Here is a 13920-nt window from a genome sequence, read left to right on the forward strand (position 1 = left end):
CTTAATCGAATTTCATGCGTGATGCTTTCAGGTTGATGGCCGCCAGGCCGCCAACCAGCAGGAAGATCAGCGTGGCGATTGCCGCCGCCAGGCCAAAGTCCTGGCCGCCGCCGCCTTCAAAGGCGATGCGCCAGGTGTAGCTGACCAGCAGGTCGGTATGCCCGGCAGGTGTGGTGGTGCCCAGCCGGTCCGGGCCGCCGTTGGTCAGCAGCTGGATCAGCACAAAGTTATTAAAGTTAAAGGCAAAGCTGGCAATCATCAGCGGCGTCAGCGGCTTAATCAGCAGCGGCAGGGTGATGCGGAAGAAGTTTTGCACCGGGGTGGCGCCATCCATCGCCGAGGCCTCATACAGGTCGTCGGGAATGGCTTTCAGCAGGCCCATACACAGGATCATCATGTAGGGATAGCCGAGCCAGGTATTGACGATAATCAGCATGGTTTTGGCGGTCAGCGGGTCGCTAAACCACGCCGGTTTGATGCCGAACAGGGTGCTGAGCACCAGGTTGATCTCGCCGAAGCTCTGGTTGAATAATCCTTTGAAAATCAGGATGGAAATAAACGCCGGCACCGCATACGGCAGGATCAGCAGCAGGCGATAGGCCGCCTTGCCTTTCAGCTCATCCCACTGCACCACGCAAGCCAGCACCATGCCGACCGCCGTGGTCAGGACCACCGTCAGCAGCGAGAACACCACCGTCCAGACAAAAATCGACAGAAACGGCTTCTGGATGCCGTCATCCTGCACCACGCGCAGGAAGTTTTTCCAGCCGATGCCGACGGTAAAACCGGGGCTCAGCACCTCGGTTTCCCAGCCGCCTTTGGCATCAATCGCCTGATAAAAACCGGTCTCCATATTGGGACGGTAAACCTTGCCGCTCTGGCTGTCGGTCAGCAGGTTATCGGTCTTGCTGAGCTGATACAGCGGCTGGGTACCGGAGAATTGACGCAGCGAACTCATGCGCAGCTGGGTGCCGTCAGCCAGTCTGGCGGAGAGCTGGCTTAATGCCTGACGATTCTGGGTGATCACCCGCAGCCCGGCTTTCTCCGTCTCCGGCAGGGTTTGCGCCGCCATCTCCAGCGTTTGTGGCGTGGTGGCGTTAAAGGCGAACGGTTTGGAGACCATCACCGCGCCGTTTTCCGGCGAGTTCAGGGCCAGCTGCCACCGATCGCCATCCGGATACAGCGCGAAGTTCCACGCATTATCGGCGCTGAACTGGCGGTCCATCAGCACGCTCTGCGCCCGCTCGAAGGTCAGCTGGTGGACGCTGCTGTAGTTGGTAAAGGCGATGGCGATGGTGCACACCAGCGGGAACAGCACGAACAGGGCCATGCCCGCCAGGCCGGGATAGACGTAGCGCCAGGCGTACGCGCGGCGGTTGCCATAAATAAACAGGCCGAGGCTTGAGAGAAGGAGCGTCAGAATGGCGAACAGGTACTCTCCCTGCGCATACATCAGCACAATCAAATAACCGGCCAGCAGGGCAAAAAGCACGATCAGCGCCCTGGCGACCGCGGTTTTCAGCGGTCGTTTGGCAGGCGTTGTCAGGCTGGTCTGAGCGAAAGGCATAGCAGCAATCCTTGTGGAATCAGGGCTGCAAGCAGCCCTTTATTTCAGCTAACGCTACGGTTATTTCGTGACGCGGGTTTCAACATCTTTCAACGCCTGTGGCACGGTCTGACGGCCATTGACCGCGTTGATGATCGCGCTGCGCTCGGCGTACCAGAAGGCACTCATTTGCGGGATGTTCGGCATGATTTCGCCATTTTTGGAGTTGGCCATGGTGGCGGCAATGCGCGGGTCGCTTTCCAGCTTCTGCTGGTACGATTTCAGCGCCACTGCACCCAGCGGCTTATCCTTGTTGACGGCGGCCAGGCCCGCATCGGTGATCAGGTAGTTTTCGATAAACTCCTTCGCCAGTTCCTTATTCGGGCTGGCGGCGTTGATGCCGGCGGTCAGCACGCCAACGAACGGTTTTGACGGCTTGCCGTGGAAGGTTGGCAGCAGCGCGACGCCGTAGTTGATTTTGCTCTTATCGAGGTTTGACCAGGCCCACGGACCGTCGATGGTCAGCGCGGTTTGCCCTTTGTTAAAGGCGGCTTCGGAAATCGAGTAGTCGGTGTCGGCGCTGATATGCTTGTTTTTCACCAGATCGACGATGAACTGTAATCCGGCTTTCGAGCCTTCATTGTTGACGCCGGTGTTTTTGATGTCGTATTTGCCGTCAACATATTTGAAGGCATAGCCGCCATCGGCCGCGATAATCGGCCAGGTGAAGTAGGGTTCCTGCAGGTTCCACATGATGGCGCTTTTGCCCTGCGCCTTCAGCGTCTTGTCCAGCGCCGGGATCTCTTCCCAGGTTTTCGGCGGGGTTTTGACCAGGTCTTTGTTGTAAATCAGCGACAGCGACTCCACCGCCACCGGATAGCCAATCAGCTTGCCGTTAAAGGTGACCGCATCCCAGGTAAACGGGAACAGCTTGTCCTTAAAGGCTTTATCCGGGCTGACTTCGGCCACCAGGCCCGACTGGGCATAGCCACCAAAACGGTCATGGGCCCAGAAGATGATGTCCGGGCCGTCGCCGGTGGCCGCCACCTGCGGATACTTCTCTTCCAGTTTGTCAGGGTGTTCGACCGTGACCTTAATGCCGGTGTCCTTTTCAAACTGCTTACCGACCTCGGCCAGGCCGTTATAGCCTTTATCGCCGTTAATCCAGATCACCAGCTTGCCTTCTTCGATTTTGGCGAAGGCGGACGACGAGAGCACCAGCGTAGCCAGCGCGGAAACTGCAACAGTGTGTTTGATAACGTTCTTGATGCTGAGGGCCATAATCCAGTCCTTTCATTGCTGTGGGGCTTGGCCCCAGGTGGAGAAGCGAGGGTACGACGCCAGTGTGGCGTTAACCCCCTGGGGCTTCATCATCCCCCCGCCTACGCCCCCACCTCTCAGAGTGTGACGCCGCTAGCAATGCCTTCAGTAATCCCGCCTGCGCGCCGTTATTCGCCATCGTTTTTTGCAGCGCAGATCACGAAACGCGCTTTTGCCCTGCAGGTTCCGGCCTGCGCCGCGACTTCACATCCTCCCTGCTCCTCCCCCACAAAAATCCGGCCGCCGGAGGATTACGCCCGCCGGGGATGTCGTCATGCTGCGTGGCATTCAGTCGTCCACATTCACAGGAGTCCAGATGGCGAGCGTTTCCCTCAGCGGCGTATATAAAGCCTTCGGTGAGACCGTGATTTCCAGCGACATCAATCTGGAGATAGAAGAAGGCGAGTTCGTGGTCTTCGTCGGGCCATCGGGCTGCGGAAAATCCACCCTGCTGCGGATGATCGCCGGGCTGGAGGAGATCACCGCCGGTGAGCTGAAGATTGGCAATCAGCGCATGAATGAGGTGCCGCCTGCCGGCCGTGGGATCGGCATGGTGTTTCAGTCTTACGCCCTCTATCCGCACCTGTCGGTGGCCGAGAACATGTCGTTTGGCCTCAAGCTGTCGCGCACCAAAAAAGCCGAAATTGATCGGCGGGTGAATCAGGTCTCCGAAGTGTTGCAGCTGGCGCACCTGCTCGACCGTCGGCCGAAAGCGCTGTCCGGCGGACAACGTCAGCGCGTGGCGATTGGCCGCACGCTGGTGGCGGAACCGACGGTATTTTTGCTGGATGAACCGCTCTCTAACCTCGATGCGGCGCTGCGGGTGCAGATGCGCATTGAGATCTCCCGACTGCATAAGCGCCTGCAGCGCACCATGATTTACGTCACCCACGATCAGGTTGAAGCGATGACGCTGGCCGACAAAATCGTGGTGCTGAACGCCGGCAAGATCGCCCAGATTGGCAAGCCGCTAGAGCTTTACCACTATCCCGCCAACCGCTTTGTCGCCGGCTTTATTGGCTCGCCGAAAATGAACTTCCTGCCGGTAAAAGTGGTGGCCGCCGAGCCTGATCGCGTGCAGGTCGAGCTGCCCGATCGCCAGTGGGTCTGGCTGTCGGTATCCGGCAGTGAGGTGATTGTCGGCAGCAACCTTTCGCTGGGCATTCGCCCTGAACACCTGCTGCCCGGCGACCGCGCTGAAATTGCGCTGTCCGGCGAGGTGCAGGTGGTCGAGCAGCTTGGCAACGAAACACAGATCCACATCCAGATTCCGGCAATTCGTCAAAACCTGGTTTACCGCCAGAACGACGTGGTGCTGGTAGAAGAAGGTGCAACATTCGCTATCGGCCTGCCGCCACACCGCTGTCATCTGTTCCGTGAAGACGGGACGGCCTGTCGCCGGTTACACCCGGAGCCGGGCGTTTAAATGCACATGTCCCCCTACAGGAGAAGATGATGATAACAATACGTAATTCCTCTCTGGCGCTGGCAGTGGCTGCAGGCGTCCTTTCCACACAGGCAATGGCGGTGGATTTCACCGGTTATGCGCGTTCCGGTATTGGCTGGTCTGGCAGCGGCGGCGAGCAGCAATGTTTCAAGGCGACCGGGGCGGAGAGTAAATACCGTCTGGGTAACGAGTGCGAAACCTATGCCGAATTACGCCTGGGCCAGGAAATCTGGAAACAGGGCGATAAAAGCTTCTATTTCAACAGTAACGTGGCGTACTCCGTTTCACAGCAGAATGACTGGGAAGCAACCGATCCGGCTTTCCGTGAAGCCAACGTGTTAGGTAAGAACCTGATCGAATGGTTACCCGGCTCCACCCTCTGGGCAGGTAAGCGCTTCTACCAGCGTCATGACGTGCATATGATCGACTTCTACTACTGGGACATTTCCGGTCCCGGTGCCGGTCTGGAAGATGTGGATGTTGGCTTTGGTAAGCTGTCTATCGCCGCCACGCGTAACACCGAAAGCGGCGGCTCCTTTGGCTATATCGCCGACCAGCGTAACGAACTGCCAACCTCTAACGACGTGTTCGACGTCCGCCTGGCCGGGATTGAAACCAACCCGGGCGGCGTGCTGGAACTGGGTGTGGACTATGGTCGCGCCAACGCGCGTGACGGCTATACGCTGGATGACAATGCCACCAAAGATGGCTGGTTGCTGACCGCAGAACACACCCAGAGCATCTATAACGGCTACAACAAATTCGTCGTGCAGTACGCGGCGGACTCGATGACCGATCCGAACACCGGTTCGTCCAACGGTCACTCCAACGGTGGTGCGATCAACAATAACGGCAACATGCTGCGCGTGCTGGACCACGGTGCCATCGACTTTAACGATACCTGGGGCCTGATGTACGTGGCGATGTATCAGGACACCGATCGTGATAACAACAACGGCACCACCTGGTACACCGTCGGCGTGCGCCCGATGTACAAATGGACGCCGATCATGAGCACCTTGCTGGAAGCGGGTTACGACAACGTGAAGTCCCAGCGTACCGGCGACCGCAACGGCCAGTACAAATTGACCCTGGCGCAGCAGTGGCAGGCGGGCGACAGCATCTGGTCCCGTCCGGCAATCCGTCTGTTCGCCACCTATGCCAAGTGGGATGAGAAGTGGGGTTATGACACCGATGCGGGCGTGGATAACGGCCTGGCGATGAACGACACCAGTGCGCGGACGTTCAGCCGGGGTAATGATGATGAGGTGACGTTTGGCGCCCAGATGGAAGTCTGGTGGTAAACCTCTTCGTCCTTTGAGCCGCAGATGCGTTGGCTGCCCTCGCTCACCCCGGTCACATACTTATGTATGCTCCCGGGGATGAGCTCGGTTGCCGCCTTCCTGCAACTCAAATGACTATGAGGTTCTGGGGCTGGGTTATAAAAAATTTACCGCCTTCTGATTTTGCACTGAAGTGGGCCTGAGCCACTCAATGATGGTGAGGTTTTGTGGCAGGGGTTGAGTAGAAAAAACATGACGTGCTGGCGGGTGGGTTATCCGTAAATAACCGCCAGCCTTCAGGGTGATTTCAAAGGAAACTATGATGAAAAAGAATCTGCTGTCACTGTGTCTGTCGTTGAGCCTGCTGGCTGCTGCACCTGCGGTGGTGAATGCGGCGCAAAATGATGCGAATACCGCTCCGGCGATTGCAAGCCAGACATTACGCAACCTGTCGTGGACGCCGCTGGTGCCGCCAGTGACGCAGGATGTGACGCTCGGGATGTCCAGCGCACAGATTAATCAGGGGCAAATTCAGGGCGCGGTCGCGGCATTCGCCTTGCCTGCCGACCGGGGTTCGCTGGAGATTACCCTGACCAGTATCGCCACCGGCAAAACCGTGTATGCGCCAAATGTTCTGGTGCTGGATGAGCAGATGCGTCCGGCGGCCTTTTATCCTTCCAGCTACTTCCCCTACGAGAAGCCGGGCATTGTGTCCAGCGACCGGCTGGAAGGGACGCTGAAGCTGACCCCGGCGTTGGGGCAGAAACAAATTTACCTGCTGGTGTACACCACCCGCAACGATCTGGATGCCACCACGCAAATGGTTAACCCGGCAAAAGCCTATGCCGCTGGCGTGGGCAACGCGGTGCCGGATATCCCGGATCCTGTGGCGCGCCATACGCCAACCGGCACCTTGAGCCTGAAGGTCACCGCCGAGCAGAAAGCCGGTAACGTGATGATTGGTCAGATCTTCCCGTCATCCGCACCGGCCGAAGCGGCACCGGTGGTGGTTGGCAGCACGCAGGCACCTGCGGCTGCGCCAGCACCGGCCAAACCGTCAGAGCCGATGCTGGACGATTCGGATGCCTGGTTTAACGAGTCGATTAAGAAGGCGGTCAAAGCGGGAGATGTTGATAAAGCGCTGAAACTGCTGGATGAAGCGGAGCGTCTGGGCTCGAAAACCGCCCGTAAAACCTTTATTGAGAGCGTGAAGAAGTAGATTTTCAAATCTGAGTAACAGAAGGGCGGGCAGAGAAATCTGGCCGCCCTTTTTTGATGCGGATGAAAGCGGCTGACCGCAGGATGGCCTGAGAGTAGACTCCGGCAGAGGGTTACTTCAGCCAATGAGCGCATCACGGGAGACGTTATGGAATCCACCCCTTTTCATCTGAATATCGCTGAGGCGGAACTCGCCGACTTGCGGCAGAGACTGCACCAGACGCGCTGGCTGAAAGTAACTGCAGGCGTTGGCGACAGCGAAGGCATCGATCTGCGCTTTCTGAAAATGCTGGTGGAGTACTGGCTGGACGAATTTGACTGGCGCGCACAGGAAGCGCGAATTAACCGCTTCGATCACTTCCACGCGCAGGTAGGCGGTCAGCGTATCCACTATATTCACCAGCGTGGCAGCGGCCCTGCGCCGATGCCGCTGATCCTCACCCACGGCTGGCCTGGCTCGTTTGTTGAAATGCTCGATATCATTCCGTTGTTAACCGATCCCGCCGCGCACGGTGGCGATGCGCGCGATACCTTTGATGTGGTGGTGCCTTCACTGCCCGGCTACGGCTTTTCCGCCGCGCCTGAGCAAACCGGGACCGGAACCTATGAGATCGCCGCACTGTGGGCGGCGCTGATGAGCGGGTTGGGATACGACAAATTTGGCGCGCAGGGCGGGGATTTGGGCGCGGGCGTTTCGACCTGGCTGGCGTGGCGTTTTCCTGAACGCCTCACCGGCCTGCATCTGAATTACATCCCCGGTTCCTATTCGCCGCCGCTGGGCGATGGGCAGCCGGCGGTGACGGCGGAAGAGCAGCAGTATCTCGATCATGTGCAGGCCTGGAGCCAGCAACATGCTGCCTATGGTCGCGTGCAAAGCACCCGACCACAGAGCCTGGCGGTGGGCTTAAACGACTCTCCGGCGGGACTGGCGGCGTGGATTGCGGAAAAATTCCAGGCCTGGACTGACCATAACGGCCCGCTGGAACAGGCGGTAACCTACGATGCCCTGCTAACCAACATTTCGCTGTACTGGTTTACGCAAACCATCGGTTCGTCATTCCGGCTGTATGTTGAGGGCAGCAAGCGCCCGGCGGCCTTTGCTGCCGGGGATCGTATCCTGCCGCCGCTTGGCGTGGCGCTATTCCCGGCGGAACTGCCGATGCCGCCGATGTCCTGGGTTGCCCGCTGCTATAACGTGCAGCGTTGGCAGACCATGGCGGAAGGTGGGCACTTCGCGGCGATGGAAAAACCTCAGGCGCTGGCTGAGGAAATCAGGGCCTTTTTCCGGCCACTGCGCGGGAAGGCGTAAGGGTTACGCCTCCCATCGCTGCAATGCCCGGCGCAGCTGGCGCGATGACGAGAATCCGGCGGACAACGCGGCTTTTTCGGCCCCTTCACCCTGTTGCAGGCGCTGGCGGGCGATGGCGATACGCAGCTGCTCATGGTAATCACGCACGCTGATGCCCAGATGTTGCCTGAACAGCCGCGTTAAGTGGCGCGGACTGATATGCACCTTTCCGGCAATTTCATCCAGCTGCCACTCGCGCTCGGGTTCAACAACCAGCAAATCCTGGGTGCGGTGAATGGCCGGATGCATATGGTTGCGATAGCGCAGCCAGGGCGACAGCTGCGGATCCTCGCCGGAACGGCGGAAGTAGACCACCATTTCTCGCGCAACGTTAAGCGCAGTCTGCGAGCCGCACAGCTGGTGGATCAAGTGCAGCGACAGATCGATGCCGGCGGTGATCCCGGCGCTGGTCCAGATGCCACGATCTTCGACAAAGATGCGGTTTTCCTTGACGATCGCTGTGGGATCGGCACTTTTTAGCCGGGTGATCACTTCATGATGACTGGTGCACTGCACGCCGCTCAGCAGCCCGGCTTTTGCCGCCAGGATGGTGCCGGAACAGACGCACACCAGCGAAATCTTGCGGTCATGGATATCGGGCTGCTGGCGCATCAGCCAGTGACGCGCGGCCACACCTTGCGGCGTATCAAACCCGCGACTGGAATCCTGCACGCCAGGTACGATGAGCAGGCTCCCGGCGGGCAGGCGATCGGGCAACGGCTCGATGCGGCTGACGGTCATCTCGGTGGAGGTCATGATGCTCTCCTCCGGGCCGATATAGCGCAGCGAGAACGCGCCCGCTGCCAGCTTCAGCGTTTCCGCCGGGCCGGTCACATCCAGCGAGACAATGCCTGGCACCATCAAAAACCACACCGGGATAGTCATCTTATGGCAACTCCTGCAGACACTCCTCCACGGTACGGATGGAGGCGAATCGGTTGATCAGCACGGCTTCAGTATGATGACGCAGGTCAGCGATACTCAGCGTGATGCGGTTATGGCTAATCGGGAAGGTCAGCGTCGCTTCGGTCACGAACGTCACCTTATAGCCCAGATCGGACGCCACGCGGGCGGTGGTTTCGCAGCACTGTTCGGTGCGCAGACCGCAAATAATCACATGATCGATTTTCTGCTCGCGTAGCCACGGCTCCAGTCCGGATTCGGTCAAGGCGTTGTGCACCCGCTTCTGGACGGTTTTCGCCACCTTATGGTTAAGGAACGGCAGACGCTCAACCAGGCCGGAGGCCAGCGAAAACGGGCCATGATCTTCCACATGGAACACATCAACAATCGGAATGCCACGAACATGGCAGCCGCCAATCAGCGCGCTGATGCTGCGTTCAAACGCCGGCATCTCGACCGTATCCTGGTAACCACGATGATAGAAGGACTGCTGCGCGTCAATCACTAAAAGGACGGCATTGGACATTTACGGACTCCACTGGAAGAGGGTATAGGCCAATGATGGCGGGAAAGGGCAGGTCAAAGAAGGCCAAAAACGGACATGATCCTGTCCGGATGAGACGATCGACATTTCGTTGGGCACCGAAGCATCGTGTTGGCGGCTGAATACACTGGCAGACATCAACCACCGGCGGAGTTACCTGATGATTGCTGTACTTTTTGAAGCCGATGCCGTGCCTGAGCATCAGGCACGTTATTTTCAGCTTGCCGCAGAGCTTAAACCGGCGCTGGCCAACGTGGACGGGTTTATCTCAATCGAGCGTTTTCAGAGTCTGAGTACGCCCGGAAAAATCCTTTCGCTCTCCTGGTGGCGCGATGAAGCGTCGGTGTTGAGCTGGAAGAAAAATCAGCAACACAGGGCGGCACAGGAAGAGGGAAAAGCCTCCCTCTTTGCGTATTACCGTATCCGTATTGCCAGCGTGATCAGAGACTACTCTTCAGAATCAGGAAACCATGCAGATGTATGATATTCATGTTGTTTTGGCCAATATGCCAGGCTCACTGGCCTCAATGGGCATCACGTTAGGTAAACAGGGTGTCGGTCTGGAAGGCGGCGGCGTGTTCTCCGTCGGCAGTGAAAGTCATGCGCATTATCTGGTGGAGGATGGCGAGCGAGCCCGCGAGGTGCTGGTGGGTGCCGGTTTCACCGTACTTGCGGCCGTTAAACCGGTGATTAGAAAGCTCCGGCAGGAACGTCCAGGGGAGCTGGGCGAAATCATGGACGTGATTGCCCGCAACGGAATAAATCTGTTGGTCCAGTACAGCGATCACCAGAACCGGTTAATATTACTGACAGACAATAATGAAAGGGCCGCACAGGTCACTCAACCATGGGAAATCCCTTCTGCATGAGCCAGCCGGGTTTAGCCAACACGGATGACAGTGCCGTATCGCTGGAACACGCCATGTCGGCTATCGCCAGTGCCATTTCTGACCCGTCGAGGGTCAGAATACTCTGCGCTTTGATGGACGGCCGGGCATGGACAGCGACCGAACTGAGCGCCGTGGCCGATATCGCAACCTCCACCGCCAGCGGGCATTTGGCGAGGCTACTGCAAAGTGGTTTGACGGTGTGCCTTTCGCAGGGAAGGCATCGTTATTACCGGCTGGCAGGGAGCGATGTTGCCAGCCTGCTGGAAAACATCATGGGCGTGTCAGTTAAACATATCCGCACGCCAGAGACGCGCGCGCCACTGCAATTACGGCGTGCCCGTACCTGTTATGACCATCTGGCTGGCGAAATCGCGGTCGAACTTTATGCCTGTATGAAGGCCAACCACTGGATTGAAGCCGACGGCAGTGCGGTAACGCCGGCCGGGCGGCACCATTTTCAAAGCGTTGGAGCAACGCTAAACCCCAAACCTGAACGAAGACCGTGCTGCGATTGTCTGGACTGGAGCGAGCGGCGTTTCCATCTCGGAGGGGATGCCGGCGCAGCGTTATTTCTCGCTTTTGAGGCACAGGGGTGGCTGGTGCGCATCGAAGGTTACCGGGAAGTGAGGTTCACTGAAGCAGGCAAAAGGGCGTTACACAGGCATTACGGGGTGGTTTTCACGGACTGAGGGCGGCTGCCTTTGGTGATTGTGGGATGCGCTTAACGAAAGCCAGTATGCGACGCGGTTAGGGCTGAATTTCGTCTTTACACAATGCTATACTCTGCGCCTCTTCAAAGAGGAAGATCGTCGTCTCCGGTGAGGCGGCTGGATTTCAAATCCAGTTGGGGCCGCCAGCGGTCCCGGGCAGGTTCGACTCCTGTGATCTTCCGCCAATTAGCCTCTTCCAAACGTGTTCCATGCTCATCCAAAAAATCTTTAATGACAGGGTTAATGCGATTGTCCTTGGCTTATAAGATCTGCCTGAATATGCATTTTGAATAGGAATATATCGATAATGCGTTCAGCGTTCTGCTGAACGGGTCAGATGAATATAATAAAAATAGATTAATAATTCAGAGAATTTACATTCGAAAAAAAGTTAATGATTATTCAATTAATAAAAACATTTCTGACCGTGCAAAATTCAGGTTAGTTGATACAATTACCTGAAATTATAAAGAGGAACAGTGATGAAATTAGGGTTTGCCTGCAAGTACCTTAACGCGGATTTAAAGCAGCCATGGCCCTTTAAGTCACCCACCCGAAAGCGATTTCTCAACCTTGATGAGAAAAAGCAGGAGCAATTGCTGTTTGAGTGTGCCACACACAACCTTGCTCAGCTGTCGCACATTTTTGATGAGCTGGCGCAACTGCCTGAGGCATTAAGAATGATGAGAATAGGCAGCGATTTGCTCCCCCTGTTTACCGTTCCTGAAGCCGGCATCCATTATCAGCGGCTGTTACGCCAACTTAAACCGCTTTTCTCGGCGTGCGGTGAACGCGCGCGGACCAGCGGCATACGTCTGTCATTTCATCCCGGGCAATACACTGTGCTGGCATCCGAAACACCGGAGGTCGTTGACCGCTCGTTGGCAGACATCGAATACCATGTTTTATGCGCCAGGCTGCTCGGTTACGGGAAAAGTTTTCAGGATTTTAAAATTAATATCCATATGAACGGACGGGGAGGATTTGAAGGATTCAGCTCCGCTTTTCAGCGACTGAGCCCTGAAGCTAAGCTGATGCTGACCGTTGAAAACGATGAAGTTTCTTGCTCGTTAGATGATGTATTGCAGGCCAGAAAGTTGTGTCCGATTGTCCTGGATATTCACCATCACTGGGTAAAAGAAAACCAGTTCATAAAACCCGATGATGAGCGTATGGCTTTAATTAAAGAATCCTGGCGGGGAGTGAGACCCGTTTTACATTACTCAGTGTCACAGGAGGGGTTAATTCCTGAACGCGGATTTCCCGATCAGGAATCGCTGCAATTGTCCAAAATGAAACTGCGGGCACATTCAAACTATTATTTTAATGAGGATCTCAACGAGTGGGCTCTCTCATTTAAGGATTTCGATATTATGTGTGAAGTAAAAATGAAAAACATTGCGCGGGCAAGCCTCTTTAAATATCAGTAGGGGTGTGGAGCAGCAACCTCCCGGAACGCCCGGAACGCACGGAACGCTTAGATGCCTCAACGTTAATCCTGCGTTCCCTGATCTGGCGGCCCGATGAGGTCGGCATCCCCTCATTCCTGGCCAGATAATAAGATTCATACACGCACCCTTGCACATTGCTTTCAGCCAGTGCGCAGGGTATTCAGCGCTACAGACCATAAATCCTTGCCGCACCGGGAACAGAGGTGAATACCCTTCACATCCAGTTCTTCAACACTGCCGCAATGATTGCAGGCATAGGTGCCGGCAGCCTGAATTTCAGGGAAACTCCGGCGATGCTCAGGTGGCAGGACCGACAGGCCGGGTCTGACACATTCATTATCAAAACAATAGATGCTGAGCTGCCCGTCAACCTCCACAAGGGCCAGACGTATCTGGCCCAAATGCTCTATGTTTTTCAGACGCAGCTCCATCAAAAATTCGTTCGGAGAAATATTGAGCCGGTCCAGATTTTCCACCACGTAGCGCCCGTCAGACACCAGCGTAATGACCTCGCCTTCAACCAGGCGGGCCACAGCAGTGAAGCGGGACATGGACCATGTAGTGGCACGGTAAAGGATGAGAAGTACAATGAAGACCATAATCACAGGCAGCACGGGCACATCATCATAGAAGGTCACGTCACCTGAAGCCGATCCCAGCGTAAGAATAATGACCACTTCAAAGAGGGAGAGCTGCTGGACGCCACGCCGGCCAGATATTTTCAGAAAGATAAAAACCACCACATAAGCAATACACACGCGTAATGCCACTTCACCCAGGAACGTCAGGGGAAGATCGTTCAGGAAAAATTTCTGCCAGTCAGTGTGATTCATTCTATGTTCTCGGGAATATCAGCGTCTGAATATTATAATACTCAAATCATTATTAAGGTTCTGAGTGACCAGAGCTGTGGTTTTACCCCAGCACCTGAGCATGCCGGCCCGCCATGGCACTCTTGGCCGCTGCACGGAGCCTGACGGCCGAAGAGCCATCCGGGCGTGAACACCATCGGTGGTACAGCAGACCGTCTGCGAGCTGTTTTTTGCAGCATCAGGTGTGCGTCGGTTTCTGGTGCCAGGAGCGGGGGATGAATGAAAAACTGGCAGGCGGGAACAGACAGAATTATTTGATCCCAGTCACTATTATATTTATCAGCTGCTCAGATTTGTAAGGAAGTGAGCGCAAGATTAAATTAACTTAAAATAAAAATCACCCACAGAAATATATTGGTTTTATGTGAGCGAAAAAAACCTCTTCCCT

Annotated in this window: 13 protein-coding genes and 1 tRNA gene; 9 read left to right on the top strand and 5 right to left on the bottom strand. The window is 56.3% G+C overall.

The window, feature by feature from the left end:
* Window position 1: 1 nt before the first annotated feature.
* Window positions 2-1567, bottom strand: coding sequence for a maltose ABC transporter permease MalF (gene malF / locus AC1UKS_RS00605; RefSeq protein WP_482435319.1), 1566 nt, complete (start codon window positions 1565-1567; stop codon window positions 2-4).
* A 60-nt stretch (window positions 1568-1627) separates the two neighbouring features.
* On the bottom strand, window positions 1628-2827 hold the full coding sequence (gene malE, locus AC1UKS_RS00610; protein WP_013204469.1) for a maltose/maltodextrin ABC transporter substrate-binding protein MalE: 1200 nt from the start codon (window positions 2825-2827) through the stop codon (window positions 1628-1630).
* A 355-nt stretch (window positions 2828-3182) separates the two neighbouring features.
* Between malE and malK the strand changes: the two genes are divergently transcribed.
* The 4 genes from malK (at window position 3183) to AC1UKS_RS00630 (ending at window position 8123) form a co-directional block, all read left to right on the top strand.
* Window positions 3183-4292, top strand: a complete 1110-nt coding sequence (gene malK, locus AC1UKS_RS00615) for a maltose/maltodextrin ABC transporter ATP-binding protein MalK (protein ID WP_265909135.1) — start codon at window positions 3183-3185, stop codon at window positions 4290-4292.
* Window positions 4293-4318: 26 nt separating this feature from the next.
* A complete protein-coding gene (locus AC1UKS_RS00620) occupies window positions 4319-5617 on the top strand; it encodes a maltoporin (RefSeq protein WP_173363020.1) in 1299 nt (432 codons plus the stop codon).
* A 301-nt stretch (window positions 5618-5918) separates the two neighbouring features.
* The gene (gene malM / locus AC1UKS_RS00625) at window positions 5919-6815 is read left to right on the top strand and encodes a maltose operon protein MalM (protein WP_265909136.1); all 897 of its coding nucleotides are present in this window, start codon (window positions 5919-5921) and stop codon (window positions 6813-6815) included.
* 147 nt (window positions 6816-6962) lie between these two features.
* Window positions 6963-8123, top strand: coding sequence for an epoxide hydrolase family protein (locus AC1UKS_RS00630; RefSeq protein ID WP_482435321.1), 1161 nt, complete (start codon window positions 6963-6965; stop codon window positions 8121-8123).
* Window positions 8124-8126: 3 nt separating this feature from the next.
* Here the strand turns inward: AC1UKS_RS00630 and AC1UKS_RS00635 are convergent, their stop codons facing one another.
* Together AC1UKS_RS00635 and AC1UKS_RS00640 are read right to left on the bottom strand one after the other, a co-directional pair.
* A complete protein-coding gene (locus AC1UKS_RS00635; RefSeq protein ID WP_482435322.1) occupies window positions 8127-9047 on the bottom strand; it encodes a GlxA family transcriptional regulator in 921 nt (306 codons plus the stop codon).
* Window position 9048: 1 nt separating this feature from the next.
* Entirely contained in the window at window positions 9049-9591 is a 543-nt protein-coding gene (locus AC1UKS_RS00640; protein ID WP_482435323.1) for an isochorismatase family protein, read from the bottom strand.
* Window positions 9592-9769: 178 nt separating this feature from the next.
* Between AC1UKS_RS00640 and AC1UKS_RS00645 the strand changes: the two genes are divergently transcribed.
* The 5 genes from AC1UKS_RS00645 to AC1UKS_RS00665 all read left to right on the top strand — a co-directional run bounded on the left by AC1UKS_RS00645 (window position 9770) and on the right by AC1UKS_RS00665 (window position 12639).
* Complete coding sequence (locus tag AC1UKS_RS00645) at window positions 9770-10093, top strand: antibiotic biosynthesis monooxygenase family protein (protein ID WP_482435324.1); 324 nt, start codon at window positions 9770-9772, stop codon at window positions 10091-10093.
* Window positions 10086-10478, top strand: coding sequence for an amino acid-binding protein (locus tag AC1UKS_RS00650; protein WP_482435325.1), 393 nt, complete (start codon window positions 10086-10088; stop codon window positions 10476-10478). The genes AC1UKS_RS00645 and AC1UKS_RS00650 overlap by 8 nt, the downstream gene beginning before the upstream one ends.
* Window positions 10475-11188, top strand: a complete 714-nt coding sequence (locus tag AC1UKS_RS00655) for an ArsR/SmtB family transcription factor (protein ID WP_482436854.1) — start codon at window positions 10475-10477, stop codon at window positions 11186-11188. Before AC1UKS_RS00650 ends, AC1UKS_RS00655 begins: the two co-directional genes overlap by 4 nt.
* Before the next feature lie 111 nt (window positions 11189-11299).
* Window positions 11300-11394: transfer RNA gene (locus AC1UKS_RS00660), tRNA-Sec, on the top strand.
* A 297-nt stretch (window positions 11395-11691) separates the two neighbouring features.
* Window positions 11692-12639, top strand: coding sequence for an apurinic/apyrimidinic endonuclease family protein (locus AC1UKS_RS00665; RefSeq protein ID WP_482435326.1), 948 nt, complete (start codon window positions 11692-11694; stop codon window positions 12637-12639).
* A 161-nt stretch (window positions 12640-12800) separates the two neighbouring features.
* Here AC1UKS_RS00665 and AC1UKS_RS00670 read toward each other — a convergent pair whose 3' ends face one another.
* Window positions 12801-13493: a DUF421 domain-containing protein gene (locus AC1UKS_RS00670; RefSeq protein WP_265909140.1), complete on the bottom strand. Its 693-nt coding sequence runs from the start codon at window positions 13491-13493 to the stop codon at window positions 12801-12803.
* Window positions 13494-13920 lie beyond the last annotated feature (427 nt).

This window comes from Erwinia sp. AK-PDG3-5, assembly GCF_056821705.1.